Consider the following 24,160-nt stretch of genomic DNA (forward strand, 5'->3'; position numbering starts at 1 on the left):
GTTCTGACAGGCTGGTCGTCGTCAGCCGGGTCGGCATGCGAGGCTTGTGGGGACTTTCGTACTCGTTCCCACGTGGAGGACCGGTGGCCCAGCCGAACACGCCCGCCCATCCGGAGCAGACCGGATCAGCGACGCCCACGTGGTCGACCGGGCCGGACGGGCTGTCCCCGGAGCCGTCGTCACCGGCCGGGCCGGCGCTGACCAAGGAGCCCGCCACGACCACGCCGGCGCAGGACGCCTCGGTGCTGGAGAAGGCGCTGTTCGAGGTCAAGAAGGTCATCGTCGGGCAGGACCGGATGATCGAGCGGATGTTCGTGGCGCTGTTGGCGCGGGGGCACTGTCTGCTCGAGGGTGTGCCCGGCGTGGCGAAGACGCTGGCCGTGGAGACCGTCGCGAAGGTGGTCGGCGGCACGTTCGCGCGCATCCAGTTCACGCCGGACCTGGTGCCGGCCGACATCGTGGGCACCCGCATCTACCGGCAGGGCAGCGAGAAGTTCGACGTCGAGCTGGGGCCGGTGTTCGTCAACTTCCTGCTCGCCGACGAGATCAACCGCGCGCCGGCCAAGGTGCAGTCGGCGCTGCTGGAAGTGATGGCCGAGCGGCAGGTCTCGATCGGCGGCGACACGCACACGCTGCCGAAGCCGTTCCTGGTGATGGCGACGCAGAACCCGATCGAGCAGGAGGGCGTGTACCCGCTGCCCGAGGCGCAGCGGGACCGGTTCCTCATGAAGATCATCGTGGGCTACCCGACCGACGCCGAGGAGCGCGAGATCGTCTACCGGGTGGGCGTCAAGACGCCCGAGCCGCAGGCCGTGCTCACCACGGACGAGCTGATGTCGTTGCAGAGCAAGGCCGACGACGTGTTCGTGCACAACGCGCTCGTGGACTACGCGGTGCGGTTGGTGCTGGCGACCCGTTCGCCCGCGGAGCACGGGATGCCGGACGTGGCGCAGCTGATCCAGTACGGGGCGAGCCCGCGCGCGTCGCTCGGCATCGTGCGGGCCACCCGGGCCCTGGCGCTGATGCGCGGTCGCGACTACGCGCTCCCGCAGGACATCCAGCACATCGCGCCGGACATCCTGCGCCACCGGCTGGTGCTCTCCTACGACGCGCTCGCCGACGACATCCCGGCCGAGCACATCGTCGACCGGGTGCTGTCGACCATTCCGGCTCCGACGGTGGCGCCGCGGCAGGGTGCCGTTCCCACGAATGGTCAGCAACCGGCTACGGCCGCGGCCGGCGGTCCCGGCTGGCCCGGCCGGATGTGATGGCCGGAAAGGGGTTGTCGGTGCTGGGGAAGCTGCGTCGGCCCGGCGGATATCCGGCGGGCGGCGACACCATCGGGATCCCGATGGACAACCAGCGCGCCGAGCTGGTCCTCGGACGACTGCAGTTGCTCATCACCCGCAAGCTCGACGGCCTGCTCCAGGGCGACTACCTCGGCCTGCTGCCGGGACCCGGCTCGGAGGCCGGCGAGTCGCGGGAGTACCGGCCCGGCGACGACGTGCGCCGGATGGACTGGCCGGTCACCGCCCGCACCACGATGCCGCACGTGCGGCAGACGACCGCCGACCGGGAGCTGGAGACGTGGCTCGCCGTGGACCTGTCGGCGAGCCTGGACTTCGGCACCGCCCGCTGCCTCAAGCGGGACCTGGCGCTGGCCGCCGCCGCGGCGGTGTCGCACCTGACCGTGCGCGGCGGCAACCGCATCGGCGCCGTCGTCGGCACCGCGACGGCCGTGACCCGGCTGCCCGCCCGTCCGGGCCGCAAGGACGCCCAGGGCCTGCTGCGCACGATCGCGCACACCGCGCCGCAGCCCGGGCGCGGCAATCTCGGCGACCTGATCGACGCGCTCAACCGGCCGCCGCGGCGGCGCGGCCAGGCCGTGGTGATCTCCGACTTCATGGCGCCGGTCGACGAGTGGTCCCGGCCGCTTCGCAAGCTCGGCGTCCGTCACGACCTCCTGGCCGTCGAGGTCGTCGATCCTCGTGAGTTGGAACTGCCGGACGTCGGCGTCATGGTCTTCACCGACCCGGAGACGGGCCGGACGCACGAGGTGCAGACGGCGGATCCGGTGCTGCGCGCCAAGTACGCGCACGCCGCCGCGGCGCAGCGTGCAGAGATAGCGTCGGCCCTGCGCGGCGCGGGTGCGGCACACCTGCGCCTGCGGACCGATTCCGACTGGTTGATCGACATCGTGCGCTTCGTCGCCGCCCAGCGGCACGCGCGCACCAGGGGGACCGTCCGATGATCCGTTTCCTCGAACCGTGGTGGCTGCTGGCCATCCTCCCGGTGCTGGCGATCGCCGGTGCCTACGTCTGGCGGCAGCTGCGCAAGCGGCAGTTCGCGATGCGCTTCACCAACGTCGAACTGCTGCGCCACCTGGCGCCGAGCGGCATCGGCCCGCGCAAGCACCTGGCGGCGGGGGCGTTCCTGGCGAGTCTCGCCGTCCTGGCGATGGGCATGGCCCGGCCGTCCATCGACGCCAAGGAGCCGCTCGAACGCGCCACCATCATGCTGGCCATCGACGTGTCGCTGTCGATGCAGGCGGGCGACGTCCAGCCGAGCCGGATCGAGGCGGCCAAGCAGGCGGCGAAGGACTTCGTCAGCCAGCTGCCCGCCGGGTACAACCTGGGGCTGGTGACGTTCGCCAAGTCGGCCAACGTGAAGGTGTCGCCGACCAAGGAACGCGGCGGGGTGCTGGCCGAGTTGGACGGGCTGACGCTGGCCGAGGCGACGGCCACCGGCGAGGCGGTCTTCGCCTGCCTCGACGCGATCCGCACGGTGCCGACCGACGGCGCCAACGAACTGCCGCCGGCGCGGATCGTGCTGCTGTCGGACGGGTACCGCACGTTCGGGCGTTCGATCGAGGAGGCCGCGGCGTCGTCCTCGGCCGCCAACGTGCCCGTGTCGACGATCGCGTTCGGCACCGACGAGGGGGTCGTGCGGATCAACGGCCAGACCCAGCGGGTGCCGGTCGACCGCCAGTCGTTGCAGCGGCTGGCCGAGCAGACCAAGGGGCTCTTCTACGAGGCGGCCTCGGCCGAGGAGCTGAAGAAGGTCTACAAGGACATGGGTAGCTCGATCGGCTACCGGACGAAGCCCCGCGAGGTCACCCAGTGGTACGTGGGTGCCGCGCTGCTGTTCGCGTTGGCGGCGGCCGGGATGAGCCTGCTCTGGACGTCCCGGCTGCCGTAAGGCGCACCGCCTAGTGGGGGCTTACCAGGAAGAACAGGTAAGCCACCCACATGGCGGCGAGGGTGAAACCCAGAGGCGCGAGAATCTTGGTCACGGCGCAACTCCTCAAGGCGTGTCCGACAGATCGGTGACATACGCGTGAGAAGTCGTGGCCGGGCGGCCGTGCAGAACGCACGGCGGTGATCATCTGTCAGCCGTGGCTGACCGAGGCCCGACCACGACTAGGAGGATCGCTATCTCGCACAGCGATCACCTCCTGCGTTCGTGACGGGCAAACGCAGCGATTCTAGCCCTTCTGTTCCGGAGAGTCACATCGGCCACGTGGGTCCCAGCGCGGCGACGGTCGGTCGATCCAATACGCTCTCGTCCGGTAGAACCCCACAACAAGGGAGGTCGCGTTGGCGCGCACCGTGCTGGTCACCGGCGGTAACCGGGGCATCGGCCTCGCCATCGCCCAGGCGTTCGCCGCGCAGGGCGACCGGGTGGCGGTCACCCATCGTGGCAAGGGCGCACCGGACGACCTGTTCGGGGTCGAGTGCGACATCACCGACCCGGCCGCGGTCGACGCCGCGTTCGGCACGATCGAGAAGGAACTCGGCGCCGTCGAGGTGCTCGTCGCCAACGCCGGCATCACCGACGACACCCTGCTGCTGCGCATGAGCGAGGACCAGTTCGGGCGGGTGATCGACACCAACCTGACCGGCGCCTACCGGCTGGCCAAGCGCGCCTCCAGCAAGATGCTGCGCGCCAAGTGGGGCCGCATGGTCTTCATCTCCTCGGTGGTGGGCCTCTCCGGCGGGGCCGGTCAGGCGAACTACGCCGCCAGCAAGGCCGGCCTCGTGGGTCTGGCGCGTTCCATCGCACGGGAGCTGGGCAGCCGTAACATCACGGCGAACGTCGTCGCCCCCGGCTTCATCAACACCGACATGACGGCGGTGCTCTCCGACGCGCGCAAGGAGGAGATCACCAAGTCGGTGCCGCTCGGGCGGATCGCCGACCCGGCGGAGGTGGCGTCCGCGGTGACGTGGCTCGCGAGCGACGCGTCGGCCTACATCACCGGCGCGGTGATCCCGGTCGACGGCGGTCTTGGCATGGGGCACTGAGGAGAACAACAGATCATGACGGGTTTTCTTGAGGGCAAGCGGCTGCTGGTCACGGGTGTGATCACCGACCAGTCGATCGGGTTCCACGTGGCGAAGCTGGCCCAGGAGGCGGGCGCCACGGTGGTGCTGACCGGCTTCGGGCGGCTGTCACTGGTCGAACGCATCGCCAAGCGGCTGCCGAGTACGCCGCCGGTGATCGAGTTGGACGTCACCAACCAGGAGCACCTCGACGGGCTCGCCGACAAGGTGCGCGAACACGTCGACGGGCTGGACGGCGTGGTGCACTCGATCGGCTTCGCGCCGGCGACGGCCCTCGGCGGCGGGTTCCTCGACACGCCGTGGGAGGACGTGGCGACCGCGGTGCACGTGTCGACGTTCTCCTACAAGTCGCTGGCCATCGCCTGCCTGCCGCTGCTGGGGCGGGGGTCCGGGATCGTGGGACTGACCTTCGACGCCACCAAGGCGTGGCCGGTCTACGACTGGATGGGCGTGGCGAAGGCCGGCCTGGAGTCGACGAACCGGTACCTCGCGCAGTACCTGGGCGAGAAGGGCATCCGCGCGAACCTCGTCGCCGCGGGGCCGTTGCGCACCATGGCGGCGAAGTCGATCCCGGGCTTCGAGAAGTTCGAGAACCCGTTCCAGGAACGCGCGCCGCTCGGCTGGGACCTGACGGATCAGACGCCGACGGCGAAGGCCTGCCTGGCGCTGCTGTCGGACTGGTTCCCGGCGACGACGGGCGAGATCGTGCACGTCGACGGCGGCTACCACGCCCTGGGCGCCTGACCCGCCACCCTCCTCAGCCGAAGGCGACCCTGTCCAGCCAGAAGTCCAGCAGGTCCCGGTCGCCGAACACCGCCACGCCGGGGGCGGTGACCGGGACCCGCCGGTAGACGATCATGACCAGGTCGGTCAGCGGTGCGCGGACGGCCACGGCGGCCTTCTCGTGCGCGCGTCGCCAGGTGATGACGTCGCCGGTCAGGTCGATCAGCCACTCGGCGCCCGGCGCGTCGGTGGCGTGCAGGTGGATGGTGCGCCCGGGGCCGAGCAGTTCGCGCTGCCGCGGGTGGAACTCGAACATGATCGGCAGCGAGCCCAGCTCCAGCCACTCGTCGAGCGCGTCGACCGCCACGGACTCCTCGACCGACAGCGGCGCGCCCACCGCGAGGGTGGCGTCGGCGCGGTGCACCAGCGTCTCGTGCGCGAACCGCCGCGCGAAGAACGCCGCCGTGCCGCCGGGGACCGGGGTCCACATGCCCGCGTCGGGACCCGCCTCGCGCAGGGCGGCCGCGAGCGACGCGGCGTTCTCGAGCAGCCACGCCGGCGAGAAGCCGCCCGGGTCGGGGGAGAGGTCCCGGAAGTAGCGGTCGTCGGGCGGCGCCGTCGCGCGGGTGCGCACCACCTCCGCCGCCCAGTGCTGGCCGCCGCCGAGATGGCGCAGCAGCTGGACGAGGTTCCACTCCGGGCAGGAGGGCACCCGAACGGTCAGGTCGGCGCCGGTGATCGTGGCGTGCAGCAGCTCGGTCTGGGCGACGATCTGGGCGCAGTGGTCGTCGAAGGTCAGGCGGGCCATGCCCGAGAACGTTAGTCCGTGTAGTGCACGACCTGGTCGCGCCCGAGCGTCTTCGCCCGCTGGAGGGCCTGGCTCGCGCGGCGCAGCAGCTTCTGCGGGTCGGCGTCGGTGCCGGCGGCCACGCCCACGCTGGCGGTGATCGGGACCCGGTCGCCGTCGGGCAGGCGCACGGGTTCGACGGCGAGCCGGTGGCGGATCCGTTCGCCGAGGGCCATCGCGCCATTGGTGTCGGTGAACGGCGCCACGATCAGGAACTCCTGCCCGCTCCACCGGCCGCAGGCGTCCTCCAGCCGCATGCTCTCGCTGAGCCGGTCGGCCACGACCTGCAGGATCACGTCGCCGGCCTCATGCCCGTAGGCGTCGTTCACCAGCTTGAACGAGTCGATGTCGATCAGGACGAGGGCCAGGCTGGAACCGGTGCGCCGGGTCATGCTGGCCAGGGTCAGCAGCAGCTCGTCGAGGTTGCGGCGGTTGTGCAGGCCGGTCAGGGCGTCGGTGCGGCTGAGCCGGTCGAGTTCGTCGTTGCGGGCGTTGAGCTTGAGCGTCAGTTCGGCTATCTCGTGCTGGAGCACGCGGCGCTGGTCCTCCATGGCGCGCAGCCCGCTGATGTCCTGCACGACGGCCACGACACCGATCTTGCGCCCGCCGGCGACCTCGGCCGTCTCGGTGAACCGCACCCGCAGCGTGCGCGTGTCGGTGCGGATCGTCTCGCCGTCGGGGGACGCGCCGGTGAGGAAGTGCCGGTGCAGCGCCTCGCGCACGGGCGGTCCGCAGTCGGGTGTGGCGAGGAGGCGTTCGGCGGCGGTGTTGGTGAACGCCACCTCGCCGCCGGGCTCCAGGACGAGAACGGCGTCGGGGAGGGCGTCGATCGCGATCCGTGCCGCGCCGCCCGGGCGTTCCGAGGTGGTTCCCGGTCGCCGCATCCGCCATTTCCCGGCCCGCATGTCGGTCATGTCGTCCGGGACGCCCGCGAACTGAGTCTTTCCGCACACCCCCCGGGCCGGCGGAGGCGCCTCTACCATGCTCGCCGTGGCCATCGTTGCGAGAATCCTTCAGTCGATCTTCACGCTGCTCGCGTTCGGGGTGCTGTGCTTCGGGCTGGTGTGGGCGTTCATCAAGGAACCCGAGGATCCGATCAGCGCCGAGACGATCATGCTGTTCGGCGTCGGGACGATGGTGATGGCTGCGTCGTTCGCGTCCACGGCCGCCGGTGCCACCCGTGCGGCGGCCGCGCGACCGCCCGCGCCGCGCCCGCCGGCCGGCCCGCAGGGCCCGGTCCCGGGGCAGTACGTCCCCGGGCCTCCCATGCAGGGCCGCTGATCGGCACCTAGCATCCACGCATGGCTGTCGTCATGCGGGTTTTTCAATGGATCATCGCGGGCCTGGGGATCGCGATCCTCGGGCTCTCCGTGATCATCGGATGGTCGACCGACAAGGGCGACATCTGGGTGCTGTGCTCGTCGCAGTCCGGCGTCTGCGAGGGGCGCATGTCGGGCATGGAGGGGGCGTTCAACTCGGTGTTCGGCGGCATGGTGGGGCTGGCGCTGATCCTGATCGCGGTGTTGATCGCGGCCAACACGCCGCACCCGGTCTTCGGGCGGCGCGGGCCGGTGGCGCAGGGCGGCGTCGCGGGGCCGGGCGACCCGGGCCAGCAGTGGGGCGGCCAGTACCCGCCGTTCCCGCAGCAGAACGCTCCGCAGCCACCGTTCGGGTCCTGACGCGGAGGCAGGACCCGCAGGGGTAACAGCTTGTGCGCGTCCGCGCAAAACTGTCATCCCCGGCTGGTAGAAAGCGCTGTGACATCGGTACTGGTGGGCTCGCCGGCCGGCAACGTGGCCGGGGCGGGTCCGCGGGTCGAGCCCGCTCCCGCGGTCCGGTTACGGCGCGAGCCGTACGGCTACCTCGCCTACGTGGGGCAGCGCGACCACTTCTTCGCCGTCGGGGACGCGGGCGCGGCCGTCCTGCGCGCCGCCGAGGCGGGCAGCGCCGGCCGCCCGGCCGGTCCGGACGCGCCGGCGCCGTGGGAAGCGCCGGACGGTCGGGAGGCGGCGGAGACGCTCGCGCGCTTCGGGGTGATCCGGCCCGCCGCCCGGGGCGCCCCGGCCGTCGCGGAGGAGCCGCACCACGGCATCTCCCTGCTGGGCAGCTTCACCGGTGTGCCGGAGGTCGACCGGCCGCTGGTGGTCAACTGCTTCGCCACGGCCAGCTGCCCGCTGCGCTGCCGGTACTGCTACGCCGACGACCTGATGGGTCCGGTGCCGGGCCGGGGCCGTCGGGACCGGGTCGAGGCGGTCGCCGAGATGGCCGCGGCCGTCCCGGCGATGGTCGCGGTGATCACGGGCGGGGAGCCGCTGAGCCGTCCCGCGCAGACCCGCGCGTTGATCGACGCGCTCGGTGGGCCGAAGTCGATCGTGCTGGACACCTCGGGCGTCGGCGGCATCGAGGATCTGGTGCCGGTGTTGCTGCGTTTCGGCGTTCACCTGAGGGTGTCTCTGGACAGCCTGGACCCGGCGGCCAACGACCTGCTCAGGCCGCTCGCGGGGAGGCATCGGGGCGAGCTGGCGCCGAGCGGGACGGCGGCGGTGACCGCGCTGCGGGTCGCCGCCGAGGCGGGCCTGTCGACCACCGTGCAGACGGTCGTGACCTCGGCCAACGACTCGCCGGAGGCGCTGCTGCGCACCCGCGACGCGCTGGTCGCCCGCGGCGTGCGCAACTGGGTGCTGCACGCGCTCGTCCCGGCCGGCAAGGCGGCGGCGGCCCGCAACGCGGTGCTGCGGCCCCGACCCGACGTCCGGCAGGTGCTGGCCGAGCTGGTGGCGCGTTCGGTGGCCGACGGCACGCCGCTCAACATCCGGGTCACCGGCGGCGCCGGGGCGCGCAACGCGGCGCTGCTGATCGGCAGCGACGGCCGGCTGTACGTGGAGGAGGACCGGCGCGGCAAGGTGCCGATCGCGGCGCCCGGCGACCCGACGGCGCAGGTCCTGGCGGCGTTCCGGCGCGAGGTCAGCGGCACGGGACACGCCGGCCGCTACCTCAACGGCACATTGCAGCCGTTCAATCACCGTCTGGTGCGGGCGCCCTTCGGAGCGGAGACTCAGGGGGCGCGTTAGCAGCGGGGGTGGCGATTGACCGGCGTCGTCGAAAACGAGAGCAAGCACCGGGTGGTGGACCGGTCCGGCCTGGTCGTCGCGCTGGCGGCGCTCGGCTTCGCGCCCGGGGAGCCCGACCCGCAGGTGGACGAGTACTACGACGGCGCGGGGCGCCCGCTCGCCGCGGGTGATCTCGTGTGCCGGCTGCGGGTGCGGGACACGCGGGTGATGGTGGCGTTCAAGGGGCCCCGCCAGCGGCACGAGGACGGCTCGCACTGGCGGGTGGAGATCGAGTTTCCGGTGCCGGACCTGGCCGAGGCGCGGGCGTCGCTGACCCGGCAGGGGCTGACCTGCGTGTGGCGGCTGGAGAAGCGGCGGCGCCGCTACCGCAGGGACGGCGGCGGCGCCGAGGTCTGCCTGGACGAGTTACCCAGGCTCGGCCTCTTCGTGGAGCTGGAGGGCGAGCCGGCCGAGGTCACCGACCTGCGGGGACGGCTCGCGGGGCTGATCGACGGCGCCGAGCCGCGCAACTACCAGGAGATCGCGCTGGCCGCCGGCGCGCCGCCTACCGGGCTTGTGTTTCCGTGAACGACGCCGCCTCGGCCGCGTCGGTGATGCGGTCCAGGTCGGCCCTGCTGCGCGCGTCGCGGATCAACGCGGCCGGCGAGACCCGCCCCAGCCCGCTGTTGATCTCGCGCAGCCACGAACGGGCATGCGGCGCGTCCTTGAAGTAGTGCAGGACGGCCCATGCCGCACTCAACCGGTCCCGACCGGCGCCGGTGCGCCACGCGTCGGCCATGCGCCACTGGGACACGGGTGCGCTCTTGCCCGCTCCGAGCAGGTAGGCGACCAGGTCGGCGCCGAGCGCGTGGAGACATTCGTCGAACATCGTCGCGGCCGTCGGGGCCGTCACGGGCATCGCCATACAAAGAGGGTACGTCCCGCCCCCACATCAGCACACAGGGCGAACGTCACGCGTCATGTAGGCACAAGGTCGACACCTGACGCGCGACGGAGGAGATCGCCCGGCTGCGCGTACGCGGATCTCCCAGCGCGGCGCGGGCCCGTTCCCAGGTGAGCTTGCCGTCGCCGATGCCGGTCGCCGGCCGGTCGCACAGGTAGGCCGGGAGCAGGACGGCGTTCTGGACGAGCCAGTGCACGTAGTGGCCGTCCTCGGCCCAGGTGGGCAGCGTGAGCGCGCGCTTGAGCCGGTCGCGGATCTCGATGAACCCGCCGGTGCGCAACATCGAGGCGTCGTGGCGGAGGTTCTCCAGGCGGGGGTTGTACAGGTGGCGGATCCGGCCGGGGAAGACGTCGTGCCACAGCTTCCACATGTGTGCCTCGTCGTCGCCGCCGAGCGTGACGACCGTGTCGGCGGAACGGCTCACCAGGATGTCCTGCAGGTGCGCCCAGACGGCGAGCGGGGTGAGGAGGCGTTCGGCCTTGGTGCTGGTGAGGCCCGTGGTGATGGCCACCGCCTCGGTCTCCGCGTCGCTGCTCTCCACGTCCGGGACGGCCTTCACCGCACGGATCACGTCGAACAGGGTGTGCACCTTGTAGTACTCGCGTTCCACGGCCCACGGGTGGGTGGGGCGCAGCAGACGCTGCGGGTCCTGCAGGCGACGCGCCACGGCCGCCGGTCCGTGGAACTCCTCCAGCGACACCACCTCCGGCTCGGTCGACCCCTCGACGAGGTCGAACCAGCGCACGATGTCGGCGACGAGGCCGTCGCGCAGGGCCCCGGTCTCCATCGGCGGCGGGTTGAGGTCGTCGATGCAGAGCACCACGTGCAGCCCGCAGGCGGAGAGGCTGGCGGCGGCGAGCGCCTGCACCAGGTGGATGAGGTTGGCGGGGCGCAGCTGCACCGGCCAGTAGACGAGTTCGGGGGCGACGCCCGGGGCGGCCCCCTCTCGGCGCCAGCCGAAGTCGAGGTCGAGCTGGCGCAGCAGTTCGTCGGCAGAACGGCGGGCACGGATGAGGCGTTCGAGGCCGGGGCGGCGGGCCTGGTGCGACTCGACGGGGTCGCCGACGGGCTGGCGCGGCACGCGGGTCAGCGAGACCGGCGCGTGCTGTCGGGGCACGGTCACCGGTGCGAGGGAGGTGCGGAGGGCCTCCAGGACCCGGTCGGCGTCGACGTCGTAGTACGTGGTGAACGGGCCGATCCCGGGCGGCGGCCCGAGCGTCTCCGGCCCGTGCGCGGCCCAGAGGACGTCGGTGCCGGTGCGCGCCAGTTCGTCCAGGGCCGCGGTGAGGGCGTCCGGCCGCCCGCCGTATCCCAGGACGCACACGACGTCGCCGGCCAGCAGGCCGCGCAGCCGCTCGGTCAGGTCGCCCCGGAGCGCGGGGCCGGCGGTGTCGTGGAGGTCGTCCAGGGGGCGCCAGTAGCCGTGCAGGTGCACGACGTCGATCACGCCGAGTTCCAGCGCGGGCGGGTCGTCGATCGACACCGTCGCGGCCCGTCCACCGGCGCGCCGCACGGCGATCTCCAGCAGCGGGTCGAAGTTGGTGGTGAGGACGCGCGCGCCGAACCGCGCCGGGGCGGCGACGAGCAGTTCGCCGAGGTGCGTGAGGCCGGGCGGCAGGATCCACGCCGCGGTCTCCTGCTCCAGTTCGGTGCCGCGGTGGTGGCCGATGCGTTCCCAGCGGCCGGGTGCGCCGACGGGCTGCTTGGCCAGCGCCGGTTCGAACGCCCGCAGCGCGGCCTGCTGGACGACGAGGTCGAATTCCTGGGGAGACACCCAGTCGGTGAAGACGTCGCGGTAGCCGGCGTACGCCTCGCCCGCGTCGCGAGCGGTGCGCCGCACCTCGCGCAGGGCGTCGGCGAGGTCGGAGTTGTCGGCGCGTTCCGAGACGAACTCGTCGGCCAGGTCCAACATGGCCGACACGTCGGGAACGACGCTGGACGTGACGCCGGAGCCGAGGATGAGGCCGATGCGCCGGTCGCGGCTGCTGGCGGTGACGAGGCGCCCGATCAGAGCCCGCTCAGTTGCCACCCGCGTCCTTTCTCGTGCGACCGCTCGGCCCGGTCGTCGCCTGCGGCCCGGCCGGCAGGCCGAGCCATTGCCGGAGCGTGCGCGTGGCGACCGTGAAACCGCCCTGGGCGATCTCGTGCTCCAGCTGCCCGGGCCGCCAGCCGACGTACCCGAGGAACGCCCAGGCCCGTCGGACCACCCGCGCCGCGATGTCGGGCCGGACGTCGGGTGGCAGAGTACCCAGATTGCCAAGGATCGGGCGAAACCAGGGCACGATGGACGGGTCGACGGCCAGTTCGACCAGCAGCACGAGCACGTCCCGGACCGGCCCGCCGTCGAACAGTTCGACGCCGGGCAGTGCGCGGGCGAGCGCCGTGCCGAGGATGTCCGCCGCGGGGCGCGCCACCGGCCGGCCGAGCCGGATGCCGAGGGCGCCCTGCTCCGGGTCGTACGCGAGGACGGCGAGCGTGGTTCCCGACAGGTCGGCGTCGGGCAGGGCGGCCGTCCCGGTGATCACCAGACCCGGCCGGGGCTCCCGGGGCGTGCGCCGGTACAGCGGCACCGGGGAGGGGCGCGACAGCGGGGCGGCGTTGCGCACGAGCGGGATGAGTTCGCCGCCGTTGCGGGCGCGCAGTTCCGGCAGCGGCCGGCCCTTGCGCAGCTGGGTGGCGCGCGTCTCCTGGTAGACCGTGCCGAGGTCGAGCAGTTCCGGGCCGTCGGGCAGGCCGCCGCGCAGGAGTTCGACCAGGGTGCCGGTGAACGCCGTGTACGGCTCGTCGGCCGGCGCCAACGCCGCACGGGTGGCGGAGGCGGCGACGAGCACGCACGTGAGGTCGATCTCGGTCTCGTCGATGACGGCGGCGGGGCCCATGCCGTCGATGGCCCGTCCGGCGTAGCAGCAGTCGAGGATGACGACCCGCCGCCCGGCCGGCGCGTCGAGGAACGCCCGCCGCACCCACTCGTACGGCGCCGACGTCGCGTACACGCCGTCCGGGTCGGTGTCGCCGACGGCCAGGTGCAGCGAACCGGTGCGCGGGTCGATGAGCCCGTGGCCGGCGAAGTAGAACAGCAGCAGCCCGTCCGGGCGAACCGTCGCCGGGCCGGGGCCGCGCAGGGCGGCGTCCACCATGGACGGTGCGCTCGGGTCGGCGAGCACGACGCAGTTCTCCGGCGGCAGCCCCCACAGGGCCGGGTCGGTGAAGACGTCCCGCAGCGCGTCGAGGTTGGCGACGGCGGTCGGCAGCTGTGGCAGGGACCGGTAGCGGCCCACCCCGACGAGTACCACCCGGGACGACCGGGGATCGGACAACTGCATCAGCAGGTCCCCGACGGGATAGGCTGCGGTCGTCGATGGGGGGTCGGGAACCGCACGAATGCGACCATACAGAAGGTCGCTACACCGTGTCACCGCGCTGGTTCCTACAGGAGGGATCGATCTGTGTCGTACGACGCCTTTCTTCTGCTGTCCTTCGGCGGACCGGAGGGGCCGGACGATGTGATGCCGTTCCTGGAGAACGTGACGCGCGGGCGGGGCGTGCCGCGTGAGCGCCTGCTGGCGGTCGCCGAGCACTACCGGCACTTCGGCGGCGTCTCCCCGATCAACGAGCAGAACCGTGCGCTCCTCGCCGCCGTCGAGCCCGCGCTCGACCTGCCGGTGTACTGGGGCAACCGCAACTGGCACCCGTTCCTCGCGGACACCCTGCGGCGGATGCGCGACGACGGCGTGCGGCGCGCGATCGGGTTGGCGACGAGCGCGTACAGCTCGTACTCGGCCTGCCGGCAGTACTGGGAGGACATCGACCGGGCCCGGGCCGAGGTCGGCGAGGGTGCGCCCGAGGTCGACAAGATCCGGCACTTCCACGACCATCCGGGGTTCGTGGAGCCGTTCGTCGACGGGGTGAAGGCGGTGTGGACGCCGGGTGCCCGGCTGGTCTTCACGGCGCACTCGATACCCACGTCGATGGACGAGTCGAGCGGGCCGGAGGGGCACCGGTACACCGCCCAGCTGCGCGAGACGGCAGGGCTGGTCGCGGCGGGGGCCGGCGTGGCGGAGTGGGACCTGGTGTGGCAGTCGCGGTCGGGCCCGCCCCACGTTCCATGGCTGGAGCCGGACATCAACGACCACCTGGAGGCGCTGGCGGCCGGCGGGGTGTCCGCGGTCGTCGCGGCCCCGATCGGGTTCGTCTCAGACCACCTCGAGGTGATCTGGGACCTGGACAACGAGGCGGCCGAGACGGCCGAGAAGCTCGGGCTGCGTTGGGACCGGGTGCCGACGCCCGGCACCGACCCGCGCTTCGTCCGGATGATCGCCGAGCTGGTCGCGGAGCGGACCGACGGTGCCCCGCGTCGCCGCTGCGGCACGCTGCCCGTGTGGGACGCCTGCCAGCCGGGGTGCTGCCCGGCTCCTGTGAGGAAGCGCACGTGAGCGCTTTGCCGCCCCGAAACACCCCTGCCGTCGTCCCGCCGCGTGCCCGTGCCTTGATTGGACAGTGAATGAGCGAGTGTCGACGGCGCGCGGCGTCGTCTGGACTGAGGAGCGAAGTGAGCGCAGCGATCGGAGCGACGAGGGAAGACGGCGCCATCTGCGCGCCGTCGACACTGAGTGGGCAGCGATGAGTGAGAGAAAGCCCGTCGAGTCGTGGCTGACCGACATGGACGGTGTGCTGGTGCACGAGGGGCAGGCCATTCCGGGAGCATCGGAGTTCCTCGGCGGCCTGCGGCAGTCCGGCAAGCCTTTCCTGGTGCTCACCAACAACTCGATCTACACGCCGCGGGACCTGTCCGCGCGGCTGGAGCGGATCGGGATCACCGTGCCCGAGCACGCGATCTGGACGAGCGCGCTGGCGACGGCGAAGTTCCTGGAGGATCAGCGGCCGGGTGGGTCGGCCTACGTCATCGGCGAGGCGGGGCTGACCACCGCGCTGCACGAGGTGGGCTACGTCCTGGGGGACCAGGATCCGGACTACGTGGTGCTGGGGGAGACCCGGACGTACTCGTTCGAGGCGATCACGAAGGCGATCCGGCTGATCGACGACGGGGCGCGGTTCATCGCGACCAACCCGGACGTGACCGGGCCGTCCAACGAGGGGGCGCTGCCGGCGTGCGGTTCCGTCGCGGCGTTGATCTCCAAGGCGACCGGCGTGGAGCCCTACTTCGTGGGCAAGCCCAACCCGATGATGATGCGCTCCGCGCTCAACGCGATCTCCGCGCACTCGGAGACCACCGCGATGATCGGCGACCGGATGGACACGGACGTCCTCTGTGGACTCGAGGCGGGCCTGGAGACGATCCTCGTCCTGTCGGGCATCTCCGCCCGCGCCGAGATCGATCGCTACCCCTACCGCCCGTCGCGCGTGGTGGACTCGGTGGCCGATCTCATCGCGGAGATCTAGAGCTTTTCATTGCGACGGTCCGTCGTGGTGCGGACCGTTGCTCCCGCCGAGCCCGCTGCGCTCCACGGCGGGGCCGCTTCGCGCCCCGCCGCTCCGGCTCCGCTTGCCAGGTCCGGGGGCATTTCCCGGCGCGGGCGCGCTCAGATCATGGGGGCGTTGCAGGCCGCCACCAGCGCGCGCCGGCAGGCGGCCGTCAGAGGGCGGAGCGCGGCGTCGCGCTGCTGGGCCTCGTAGCCGTTGACCGCGCCGCCGGGGGCGGACAGCTCCGCCAGCGCCAGCACGCGGTCGAGGACGCTGGCCCTGGCGTACAGGCGGCGGGACCGGGGGTCGTAGCCCGGGGGCAGCTCCGCGGTGTTGTCGGGTTTGCGGATGGCGGCCAGGGCGCCGGCCAGCTCGGGTCGCCACTGGGCCACGTCGAGCTTGGTCAGCGTCGTCGTGGCGCTCATCAGGGCCGTGCTCAGCTCCGCCTCGGCCTCGGCGGCGCTCACGAACTCCGGCGGTCGCCTGGCGGCGGGCAGCGGGAACACCCGCCACAGCACCGTCTCCCAGGTGTCCCCGGAGCCACTCGTGTGCGTGCGCACCTCCGGCACCAGGCCGTGCTCGCCGGCCACGACGCCCTCGCCGGCGGCCAGCGCCGCCCCGCTGAACGGGCCGGGGCCGGGCAGCCCGCGCGGATCCCCCGGGGCCGGCAGCACCAGGCGCACGTCGTCCGGGTGCAGCTTCGACAGCACCGCCAGCGCCCCGGTCAGCGGCACGTCGGTCCAGGTGCCGGGCACGTCGGCGGCGAGGTGCTCCTCACCGGCCGCGATCTCGTCGGCAACGTCGTCGTAGGGCACCAGGCCGGCGCGCCACGCGCGGACCCAGGAGACGAACCGGGCCGAGCGGCGCGCGGTCATGGTGGCCGCGTGCGCTGCGGGGGACATGCAGCACAGAGTACGTGCTGGCCTGCGGTGTGTCTCGCAAGCCCCGGGCGGGTCCCCCGGCATACGGTGAGCGTCATGTATGGCGAGGACGTGCTCCGGTCGCGACGCCCGCGCCGGATCGTGCCGGAGATGGAGGCCGAACCGGACCTCGTGGTCGAGGACGCCGACTCGGGCTTCTGCGGCGCGGTCGTCGGCTTCGAACACGGCGCGGTGGTGCTGGAGGACCGGTACGGGAAGCGGCGCAACTTTCCGCTCGCGCCGGCCGCTTTTCTCATCGACGGGCAGGCCGTGACGCTGCGCCGCCCGAGCGCGCCGGCGCAGCAGGTGAGACGGATCACCGCCTCCGGTTCGATCGCCGTCGAGGGGGTGCGCGCCCGGGTCGCCCGCGGCAGCCGAATCTGGGTCGAGGGGCTGCACGACGCGGCCCTCGTCGAGAAGGTATGGGGCGACGACCTGCGCATCGAGGGGGTGGTCGTGGAGCCGCTGTCCGGGATCGACGACCTCGCCGGTGCGGTGGCGGAGTTCGAGCCGGGGCCGGGGCAGCGGCTGGGCGTGCTGGTGGACCACCTGGTCGAGGGCTCCAAGGAGAGCCGGATCGTGGCGTCGGTGCGGTCGCCGTTCGTGCTGGTGACGGGGCATCCGTACGTCGACGTGTGGCAGGCGGTCAAGCCCGAACGCCTCGGCATCCGGGCCTGGCCGGTCATCCCGCGCGGGCAGGACTGGAAGCAGGGGGTCTGCGACGCGCTGGGCGTGGCCGACCCGCCGGAGATGTGGCGGCGGATCCTGTCGAGCGTGCGTTCGTACAAGGATCTCGAGACGCCCCTCATCAACTCCGTCGAACGCCTCATCGACTTCGTCACCGACCCCTCGGACGGCGCCGCGTGAGGACCCTGCCGATCGTCGACCTCGCCGATCCCGCGCACCCCGACCGGATCGCCGAGGCCTGCCGGGAGAGCGGGTTCTTCTACGTCACCGGGCACGGTGTCCCGGAGGCGCTGCTGCGCGACCTCGACGCGGCGGCGCGGGAGTTCTTCGCCCTGCCCGACACCGTCAAGGCCGAGATCGCCATGGAACGCGGTGGGCGGGCCTGGCGCGGCTGGTTCCCGGTCGGCGGCGAACTGACCTCGGGCCGGCCGGATCTCAAGGAGGGCGTCTACTTCGGCAGCGAACTCCCGCCCGACGACGCCCGGGTGCTGGCCGGGCTGCCGCTGCACGGCCCGAACCTCTTCCCCGCCCGGGTGCCGGCCCTGCGCACCACGGTGCTGGAGTACCTGGAGCGGCTGACGGACGTGGCGCAGGCCGTGCTGCGCGGCGTGGCCCGCAGCCTCGACCTGCCGGCCGACTACTTCTCCGCCGGCTACACGGCCGACCCGACGATCCTGTTCCGGATCTTCCACTACCCGCCCGCCCCGCCGCAGGAGGACGGGTGGGGCGTGGGCGAACACACCGACTACGGGCTCCTCACGCTGCTGGCCCAGGACGACAACGGCGGGCTGGAGGTGCGCACCGCCGACGGCTGGATCGCCGCCCCGCCCGTTCGTGGGACGTTCGTGTGCAACATCGGGGACATGCTCGACCGGCTCACCGGCGGGTGGTACCGCTCGACCCCGCACCGGGTGCGCAACACCAGCGGCAACGAGCGGCTCTCCTTCCCGTTCTTCTTCGACCCGGACTTCGCGATGGAGGTGCCGCCGCTTCCCGACAGCGCACGGGGCAGCGACGGCGAACAGCGATGGGACGGGCAGGATCTGCGGGCGTTCGACGGGACCTACGGGGACTACCTCGTCGGCAAGGTGTCGAAGGTGTTCCCGCAGTTGGCCTCAGGCACCCGGGTCACGCGTGAACAGTAGGGTCGCCACGTCGAGCGCGATCACCTGACCGCCCGCGTCGCGGAGCACCTTCAGCGCCTCGCCGTCGTACTCGCCGCCGCGCCCGCGCCACCTGTCCACCCCGTCGGCCGCGAACCGCCACGGCTCCTCGCCGGTCGGGCCGAGCAGCAGTTCGGTGCCGTTCCAGCGGGACTCGTGCTCCCGGCCCATCCACCACCACCGGCCGGTGAGCGGCACCAGGTCCTGTGGCGGCACGACCGCCGGACGCCAGGGCACCGCCGGCAGCGGTTCCCGGTCGCAGACGCCGGCCAGCAGTTCGAGGGCGAGATCCTCGGCGACGTTCTTGCGGAACGTGTTGGCCAGCACGACCACGCCGGTGCGGGTCGGCCGGTGCACCACGAGGGCGCAGCCGTAACCGGGTGCGGCTCCGGTGTGGCCGACGACGACGCGTTCGCCGCGGCGCCACAGCTGCAGGCCGAGGCCGTGCCCGCCGGTCCAGGCGTCCAGGTCGTGCACGGCCACCGGGCTGCACATCTCGTCGAGCGTCGTGCGGTCCAGCACCGCCGGGTCCGGGTCGGCGAGGAACGCGCCCCAGCGGGACAGGTCGCTCGCGGTCGACCAGAGCTGGCCGGCGGGTGCCATCGCGCGGGTGTCGTGCACCGGCTCCTCGCGCAGCGTCCCGTGCCACGGGTGGGCGACATATCCCGGGGTGTACGGCCCCTCGGGGAGGTAGGTCGTGCGGCGCAACGCCAGGGGTTCCAACAGATGCTTTTTGACGGCGTCGGTCCAGTCCATCCCGGTGATCCGGGTGACCACGGCGCCGAGGAGGCCGTAGGCCAGGTTGGAGTAGTGGTAGCGCGGCCGCGCGGCCTGGTCGGGCCCCAGCCGGTCGAGGAACGCCTCCAGTCCCACCCCCGGGCAGCGCTGCCACCACGCCCCGTCCGGCTCCCGCTGGAGCCCGGAGGTGTGGCTGAGCAGCTGCCGCAGCGTGATCCCGCCGAGCGGCGTGCCCGGGATGTGCCGGTACAGCAGGTCGTCCAGGGCGAGATGTCCCTCGTCGCGCAGCCGCAGCACGACCGCCGCCGTGAACGTCTTCGTGATGCCGCCGATCCGGTACTGCAGTCCGGCGCCGGGTGCCGGGGTGGTGCCGGCGGTCGCGACGTGCTGCACGGCGCCGTCACGGAACACGGCGGCGGTCAGCGCCGGGACGTTCTTGTCCGCCTGGACCCTGGTGACCAGTCGGTCCACGAACGGGGCGGTCTGCATGCGCTCCTCCAGTCAATGCCGGCGATCAGGTCACCGCCTCTCAAAGCGGCCGTATCGGTCAACGCATCGGAGCCCCCTTCGTTACCTGCCATTGACCTGGCGGAGTGAGCCGACGGTGGTGAAACCGTGTCAGGATTGCCTGATGGATGTCCTGCTGTGGCTGATAGCGGGCGTCGTACTGGCCGTCGCCGAGATGTTCACGGCGTCGTTCTTTCTGGTCATGTTCGCCGCCGGCGCCTTCGCCGCGGCCGCCGCCGCCGGGCTGGGCGCACCGCTCGCCGTCCAGGGCGTGGTCTTCATCCTCGTCTCGCTGCTCGCCACCCTCGGGGTGCGGCCGCTGCTGCGGCAGTGGATGGGGCGCGACGCGGACGAGGCCGTCCCGGTCGGCGAGATCACCGGACACGAGGCCGTGGTACTCGAGCGGGTCGACGCCGACCAGGGCGTCATCAAGATCGACGGCGAGCTGTGGCAGGCCCGCGCCATCGACGCCGATCAGGTCATGGAGCCGGGCGAACGCGTCCGGGTCATCGACATCAAGGGAGTGACCGCACTGGTCTGGAGGGACTGACCGTGGACGTCGTGCTGTTGGCAGTACTGGGCGGGATCGCCCTGTTGCTTCTGGTCACCGTGATGAAGTCCGTGCGGGTCGTGCCGCAGCAGAGCAAATACGTGATCGAACGGCTGGGCAAGTACCACCGCACGCTCAACGCCGGGCTCAACATGCTGGTGCCGTACATCGACGCGGTTCGTAAGCCGGTCGACATGCGCGAGCAGGTCAAGAGCTTCCCGCCGCAGCCGGTGATCACCTCCGACAACCTCTCGGTCAACATCGACACGGTGCTCTACTTCCGGGTGATCGACCCGGTCAAGTCCACCTACGAGATCGCCGACTTCCTGCAGGCCATCGAGCAGCTGACCGTCACCACGCTGCGCAACATCATCGGCTCGCTCGACCTCGAACGCGCCCTGACCAGCCGGGACGACATCAACCGGCACCTGTCCGGCGTGCTCGACGAGACGACCGGCCGGTGGGGCATCAAGGTCACCCGGGTGGAGATCAAGGCGATCGAGCCGCCGAACAGCATCCGCGACTCGATGGAGAAGCAGATGCGGGCCGAACGGGACCGCCGCGCCGCCATCCTCAACGCCGAGGGCACCAAGCAGGCGCAGATCCTCACCGCACAGGGTGACCAGCAGGCCGCCGTGCTGCGCGCGGAGGGCAACCGGCAGGCGCGCATCCTGGAGGCCGAGGGCCAGGCGAAGGCGATCCGCACCCTCGTGGACGCCATCCACGCCGCCGACCCGGACCCGCAGGTGATGGCCTACCAGTACATGCACCTGCTGCCGCAGATCGCCAACGGCCAGGCCAGCAAGCTGTGGATCCTGCCGGCCGAGGTGACGCGGGCGCTGGAGGGGATCGGCGGAGCGCTCAGCGGCGCCTTCGACGGTCCGGCCCGCCGCCCGGCCCGGGCCGCGTCGGCCGACGCGGACGCCGACCCGGCGCCCAAAGTGACCGAGGCCCCGGCGGTCGGTGCCGCGTCGGCGGCCGTGGAGGCCGAGGCGCGCGAGGTCGCCGCCGCCGCGACCCGGGCCGCCGAGGAGGCGACGGCCGAGGCCCGCAAGGCCACCGTCGTCGGCGGTGCGCCCGCGCTCCCGTCGACGCCCGACGGGGGCACGCTGGAGGATCTTCTCGGGAACGGTTCGGAGCGGGCGGCCGTCGCCCGGCCCGACAGCGCGTAGCGCGTCCGGACCCGAGGCCCCGATCGGCGCGGCCTAGGCCGGCCTACCGTTGGGCGATGATCACATACGCGGACATCGAACGCGGCGAGGCCGAGGCCGGCCGGGCGGCGTTCGATGCCCTGCCCACGCCGGTCCGTCAGGCGCTCGGCGCGACCTCGGCCCGGGTCGGCGGTGCCGCGGTGCAGGCCACCCGCCACGACCCGGGCGGCCCCCGGAACGTCGCCACGGGGCTGGGTGCGGACGGTCCGGTCGACGCTGACGTGATCGCCGCGGTCCTCGGCTTCTTCCGCGACGCCGGCGTCACCCGAGCCACCCTGAAGATCGCCGATCCGGCCCGGCCCGTCGACGGCGATCGGATTCGCCGCGCGTACGGGCTCACGCTCGGCCCGTCGACCGTCAGAATGGTGCGGCCGGTCGAGCCGGTGCCCACTGCCGGGACGACGCTGCGCATCGCCGAGGCGAGCGTCGATCAGTACCCGGATGTCGTCGCACTGGCGGTCCGGACGGACTTCGTCTCCGCCGAGAGCGCGGATGTGATGGCCAGCTTCCTGCGACGCGACAACTTTCACGCGTTCGCGGCCTGGGACGGCCCCGACATGGTGGCCCTGAGCGTGCTGCGCTTCTTCGGCGACTACGCCGACCTGGTCGGCTCCGCGACGCTGCTGCCATACCGGCGGCGCGGTGCCCAGACGGCGTTCGTCGCGGCTCGCGCCGCCTGCGCACGTGAGCACGGCGCGCGCACTCTGCTGGTGGAGACCGCCCAACCGCCGAACACCTCGCACAACAACATGCTCCGAGCCGGTTTCCGCGACCTGTACGTGCGGCACCAGTGGATCTGGCACGCGGACCCTCCGGACCACGACGCGGAGCAGACATCCAGCGGTTGATCGCCGTAGGACGCGTCTAGTGATATCCCCGCATCCGCGGTTCACCGTCGAACTCGACTCCACCCGTGCTCGTTCTGGTGACGTTCGCGAGTCGCACACGATGCGGAGTTACGAGATGCCGAGCCAGTACTACCGGAAATCGCTCATCACCCTGGCTGCCGTGGTGCTCACCGGCGGGCTCGCGGCGGGCGACGTCTCCCACGCCGCCACCACCGCGCCGGAGTGCCTGTCGAACGGCATGCCGGTGCCGTGCTGGCAGGACGGCTGGGGTGAACTGGACCGTGCTGACGGCTGCTATTACGTGGTCGAGGCGCCGCGACCGGCAGCCGACGACCCGGTGTGGGAAGGCCACCGTGTCGGCAGCGGAACGGTGTACCGCCAGCGCTGTTTCGGTGCGATGGGCGGAGTCCTTGTATGGCGCCGCTTCTGACCGACTCCGACGCCGATGAGAATTGACACCGAAGAGAGGACGTAACGTGTCTGTATCGCAAGCCGCTGTTGAGTCGAAAGACGTGCTCGTCACCACCTGGGCCGATCTGATCCGGGACCGTGGTGGGGACCTCAACACGGACCAAGGGGTCAGCTTCATGTGGGCCGACAGCACGTTCGGATTCTGGAACACCATCGCTTTCACCGACGTGGACACACCGCAGGACGCGCTCGGTGACCGGCTCTCACGAGCTGCCTCCTACATGAGGACCCGATCGCAGGCCGGCTATCTGTGGGTGTTCGAGGAACTGCTGTCCGCGCAGGCGAAGCAGGACTTGTTCAGCCGAGCCGCCGAGGCCGGTCTCCAGTTGGCGTTCTCCGGGTGCGGCATGGCCGGCGACCTGTCGGTCCCTGATCCGCACCATCCCGAACTGGAGTTCCGGCGGGTGGAGAGTGACGAAGAGCTGGTCACCTACGGCGAGATCAACGGCCGCGCGTACGGCATGACGCTCGAGGCCGGCCGGAACGCGATCGCCGGCTCGAAACTCTGGCTGCACGACGCCTACGCATACGTCGGATACCGCGATGGACGCCCGGTAACGTGCGCCGCCACGATCGCCGCCCGCGGCTCCGTATTCCTGGCGCTCGTCGCGACGGTCCCGGAGGAGACCCGCCGCGGATACGGCGAGGCCGTCACCCGCAAGGCTATTCACGAAGGCCTCAAGGAGACCGGTCACCGGCGGGTCGTACTGCACGCGACGCAGGCCGGGCGGCCGGTGTACGAGCGCATCGGTTGCCGTGCCAACACGCCGATCCACTTCTTCCAACTCGCCGACGGGGGCCGCTCCTGACCCGACCCGGCGGTGTGCGGTGCGGCCGGCAGCTGTCGGTGGGCGTTGGGGCATGATGCGTTCGTGCGTGCGACGACGGTCACCGACCCGGCGGATCCTCGCCTGGCGGACTACCGCGACCTGACCGATGTGGCCCTGCGTAACCATGTGGAGCAGCCTCTGGGGCTGTTCATCGCCGAGGGTGAGCTGGTGCTGCGGCGGGCGCTTCGCGCCGGTTACCGGGCGCGGTCGATCCTGGTGGACGCCAAACGGGTGGACCAGTTCGGCGACCTGGACGCCGGCGATGTGCCGCTGTACGCGGCGAGCGCCGAGGTGATGCAGGCGCTCACGGGCTTTCACGTCCATCGCGGGGTGCTCGCCGCGCTGCACCGGCGTCCGACCCGGCCGGTCGGGGAACTGCTCGCCGCGGCGAGGCGGATAGCGGTCCTGGAGGGTCTGAACAACTACACCAACCTGGGTGCCATTTTCCGGTCTGCGGCCGCGCTCGGGCTGGATGCGGTTCTCCTGTCGCCCACCTGCACGGATCCGCTGTACCGGCGGACTGTGCGGGTGAGCATGGGGGAGGTGTTCGCGGTGCCGTTCGCCCGTCTCGATCCGTGGCCCGACGGGTTGGGACTGGTCCGGGACGCCGGCTTCACCCTGCTCGGAATGACGCCGGCGTCGGATGCCACGCCGATTCAGTCGCTGAGCCCCGGTCAACGCGTCCGGCCCGCGATTCTGGTGGGTGCGGAGGGGCCGGGGCTCAGCGATGATGCTCTCAAAGCGTGTGACGTGCGGGTGTCGATCCCGATGAGCGGGGGAGTGGACTCCCTGAACGTCGCGACCGCCTCAGCCATCGCGTTCTGGGAGCTCGCGCGCGAGGATCAGCGCTCCGGACAGTCGGAGATCCGTTGAAGCGCGGCCGGTCCTCG

General features: G+C 72.0%; 26 protein-coding genes. 19 read left to right on the top strand and 7 right to left on the bottom strand.

Annotation, left to right across the window (positions count from 1 at the left end; translation table 11 throughout):
- The first annotated feature begins 161 nt into the window (after positions 1–161).
- From Val02_RS21790 to fabI, 5 genes are all read left to right on the top strand, one after another.
- Positions 162–1,268 (top strand): AAA family ATPase, encoded by a 1,107-nt coding sequence (locus Val02_RS21790; protein WP_203901134.1) that lies wholly within the window; start codon positions 162–164, stop codon positions 1,266–1,268.
- An 83-nt stretch (positions 1,269–1,351) separates the two neighbouring features.
- The gene (locus tag Val02_RS21795) at positions 1,352–2,251 is read left to right on the top strand and encodes a DUF58 domain-containing protein (RefSeq protein WP_203901135.1); all 900 of its coding nucleotides are present in this window, start codon (positions 1,352–1,354) and stop codon (positions 2,249–2,251) included.
- Complete coding sequence (locus Val02_RS21800) at positions 2,248–3,198, top strand: VWA domain-containing protein (protein WP_203900996.1); 951 nt, start codon at positions 2,248–2,250, stop codon at positions 3,196–3,198. The genes Val02_RS21795 and Val02_RS21800 overlap by 4 nt, the downstream gene beginning before the upstream one ends.
- 398 nt (positions 3,199–3,596) lie before the next feature.
- The gene (fabG, locus tag Val02_RS21805; protein WP_203900997.1) at positions 3,597–4,301 is read left to right on the top strand and encodes a 3-oxoacyl-ACP reductase FabG; all 705 of its coding nucleotides are present in this window, start codon (positions 3,597–3,599) and stop codon (positions 4,299–4,301) included.
- Between the two features lie 15 nt (positions 4,302–4,316).
- Positions 4,317–5,084 (top strand): enoyl-ACP reductase FabI, encoded by a 768-nt coding sequence (fabI, locus tag Val02_RS21810; RefSeq protein ID WP_203900998.1) that lies wholly within the window; start codon positions 4,317–4,319, stop codon positions 5,082–5,084.
- A gap of 13 nt (positions 5,085–5,097) precedes the next feature.
- Here the strand turns inward: fabI and Val02_RS21815 are convergent, their stop codons facing one another.
- The gene (locus Val02_RS21815) at positions 5,098–5,871 is read right to left on the bottom strand and encodes a maleylpyruvate isomerase family mycothiol-dependent enzyme (RefSeq protein WP_203900999.1); all 774 of its coding nucleotides are present in this window, start codon (positions 5,869–5,871) and stop codon (positions 5,098–5,100) included.
- An 11-nt stretch (positions 5,872–5,882) separates the two neighbouring features.
- Positions 5,883–6,794 carry a GGDEF domain-containing protein gene (locus Val02_RS21820; RefSeq protein ID WP_203901000.1) on the bottom strand — a complete coding sequence of 304 codons (912 nt, stop codon included), beginning with the start codon at positions 6,792–6,794 and terminating at the stop codon, positions 5,883–5,885.
- A 106-nt stretch (positions 6,795–6,900) separates the two neighbouring features.
- Between Val02_RS21820 and Val02_RS21825 the strand changes: the two genes are divergently transcribed.
- The 4 genes from Val02_RS21825 to Val02_RS21840 all read left to right on the top strand — a co-directional run bounded on the left by Val02_RS21825 (position 6,901) and on the right by Val02_RS21840 (position 9,548).
- The gene (locus tag Val02_RS21825) at positions 6,901–7,191 is read left to right on the top strand and encodes a hypothetical protein (RefSeq protein ID WP_203901001.1); all 291 of its coding nucleotides are present in this window, start codon (positions 6,901–6,903) and stop codon (positions 7,189–7,191) included.
- 20 nt (positions 7,192–7,211) lie between these two features.
- Positions 7,212–7,589 carry a hypothetical protein gene (locus Val02_RS21830; RefSeq protein WP_203901002.1) on the top strand — a complete coding sequence of 126 codons (378 nt, stop codon included), beginning with the start codon at positions 7,212–7,214 and terminating at the stop codon, positions 7,587–7,589.
- Between the two features lie 78 nt (positions 7,590–7,667).
- Positions 7,668–8,981 (top strand): radical SAM protein, encoded by a 1,314-nt coding sequence (locus Val02_RS21835; RefSeq protein WP_203901003.1) that lies wholly within the window; start codon positions 7,668–7,670, stop codon positions 8,979–8,981.
- A gap of 15 nt (positions 8,982–8,996) precedes the next feature.
- Positions 8,997–9,548 carry a class IV adenylate cyclase gene (locus Val02_RS21840; protein ID WP_203901004.1) on the top strand — a complete coding sequence of 184 codons (552 nt, stop codon included), beginning with the start codon at positions 8,997–8,999 and terminating at the stop codon, positions 9,546–9,548.
- On the opposite strand, the gene Val02_RS21845 is transcribed toward Val02_RS21840, so the two are convergent.
- Genes Val02_RS21845 through Val02_RS21855 form a run of 3 tightly spaced genes read right to left on the bottom strand, consistent with a single transcriptional unit; the run spans position 9,526 to position 13,247 of the window.
- Positions 9,526–9,885, bottom strand: a complete 360-nt coding sequence (locus tag Val02_RS21845; RefSeq protein WP_203901005.1) for a hypothetical protein — start codon at positions 9,883–9,885, stop codon at positions 9,526–9,528. The genes Val02_RS21840 and Val02_RS21845 overlap by 23 nt on opposite strands.
- 46 nt (positions 9,886–9,931) lie before the next feature.
- The gene (locus Val02_RS21850; protein ID WP_203901006.1) at positions 9,932–11,953 is read right to left on the bottom strand and encodes an SIR2 family protein; all 2,022 of its coding nucleotides are present in this window, start codon (positions 11,951–11,953) and stop codon (positions 9,932–9,934) included.
- Positions 11,943–13,247 carry a YqgE/AlgH family protein gene (locus Val02_RS21855; RefSeq protein WP_203901007.1) on the bottom strand — a complete coding sequence of 435 codons (1,305 nt, stop codon included), beginning with the start codon at positions 13,245–13,247 and terminating at the stop codon, positions 11,943–11,945. The genes Val02_RS21850 and Val02_RS21855 overlap by 11 nt, the downstream gene beginning before the upstream one ends.
- A 123-nt stretch (positions 13,248–13,370) precedes the next feature.
- Between Val02_RS21855 and Val02_RS21860 the strand changes: the two genes are divergently transcribed.
- Complete coding sequence (locus tag Val02_RS21860) at positions 13,371–14,357, top strand: ferrochelatase (protein ID WP_203901008.1); 987 nt, start codon at positions 13,371–13,373, stop codon at positions 14,355–14,357.
- 187 nt (positions 14,358–14,544) lie between these two features.
- Positions 14,545–15,324, top strand: a complete 780-nt coding sequence (locus Val02_RS21865) for an HAD-IIA family hydrolase (RefSeq protein ID WP_203901009.1) — start codon at positions 14,545–14,547, stop codon at positions 15,322–15,324.
- Between the two features lie 140 nt (positions 15,325–15,464).
- On the opposite strand, the gene Val02_RS21870 is transcribed toward Val02_RS21865, so the two are convergent.
- Positions 15,465–16,247 (bottom strand): Rv1486c family protein, encoded by a 783-nt coding sequence (locus Val02_RS21870; protein ID WP_203901010.1) that lies wholly within the window; start codon positions 16,245–16,247, stop codon positions 15,465–15,467.
- Positions 16,248–16,322: 75 nt separating this feature from the next.
- Here Val02_RS21870 and Val02_RS21875 point away from each other — a divergent pair, with 75 nt between their 5' ends.
- Both Val02_RS21875 and Val02_RS21880 read left to right on the top strand, forming a co-directional pair.
- A complete protein-coding gene (locus tag Val02_RS21875) occupies positions 16,323–17,132 on the top strand; it encodes a DUF3097 domain-containing protein (protein WP_203901011.1) in 810 nt (269 codons plus the stop codon).
- Positions 17,129–18,097 carry an isopenicillin N synthase family dioxygenase gene (locus Val02_RS21880; protein WP_239153232.1) on the top strand — a complete coding sequence of 323 codons (969 nt, stop codon included), beginning with the start codon at positions 17,129–17,131 and terminating at the stop codon, positions 18,095–18,097. The genes Val02_RS21875 and Val02_RS21880 overlap by 4 nt, the downstream gene beginning before the upstream one ends.
- Here the strand turns inward: Val02_RS21880 and Val02_RS21885 are convergent.
- Positions 18,068–19,342: a serine hydrolase domain-containing protein gene (locus Val02_RS21885; RefSeq protein ID WP_203901012.1), complete on the bottom strand. Its 1,275-nt coding sequence runs from the start codon at positions 19,340–19,342 to the stop codon at positions 18,068–18,070. The two genes, Val02_RS21880 and Val02_RS21885, sit on opposite strands and share 30 nt — an antisense overlap.
- 142 nt (positions 19,343–19,484) lie before the next feature.
- Between Val02_RS21885 and Val02_RS21890 the strand changes: the two genes are divergently transcribed.
- The 6 genes from Val02_RS21890 to Val02_RS21915 all read left to right on the top strand — a co-directional run bounded on the left by Val02_RS21890 (position 19,485) and on the right by Val02_RS21915 (position 24,143).
- Positions 19,485–19,910 (top strand): NfeD family protein, encoded by a 426-nt coding sequence (locus tag Val02_RS21890; RefSeq protein WP_203901013.1) that lies wholly within the window; start codon positions 19,485–19,487, stop codon positions 19,908–19,910.
- 62 nt (positions 19,911–19,972) lie between these two features.
- Positions 19,973–21,082: an SPFH domain-containing protein gene (locus Val02_RS21895; protein WP_373317945.1), complete on the top strand. Its 1,110-nt coding sequence runs from the start codon at positions 19,973–19,975 to the stop codon at positions 21,080–21,082.
- Positions 21,083–21,138: 56 nt separating this feature from the next.
- Positions 21,139–21,969: a hypothetical protein gene (locus tag Val02_RS21900; RefSeq protein ID WP_203901015.1), complete on the top strand. Its 831-nt coding sequence runs from the start codon at positions 21,139–21,141 to the stop codon at positions 21,967–21,969.
- Between the two features lie 100 nt (positions 21,970–22,069).
- Positions 22,070–22,399: a hypothetical protein gene (locus Val02_RS21905; RefSeq protein ID WP_203901016.1), complete on the top strand. Its 330-nt coding sequence runs from the start codon at positions 22,070–22,072 to the stop codon at positions 22,397–22,399.
- Between the two features lie 46 nt (positions 22,400–22,445).
- Entirely contained in the window at positions 22,446–23,249 is an 804-nt protein-coding gene (locus tag Val02_RS21910; RefSeq protein ID WP_203901017.1) for a GNAT family N-acetyltransferase, read from the top strand.
- A 63-nt stretch (positions 23,250–23,312) separates the two neighbouring features.
- Entirely contained in the window at positions 23,313–24,143 is an 831-nt protein-coding gene (locus tag Val02_RS21915) for a TrmH family RNA methyltransferase (RefSeq protein ID WP_203901018.1), read from the top strand.
- Positions 24,144–24,160: the final 17 nt, after the last annotated feature.

Source organism: Virgisporangium aliadipatigenens (assembly GCF_016863615.1).
GTDB lineage: Bacteria > Actinomycetota > Actinomycetes > Mycobacteriales > Micromonosporaceae > Virgisporangium > Virgisporangium aliadipatigenens.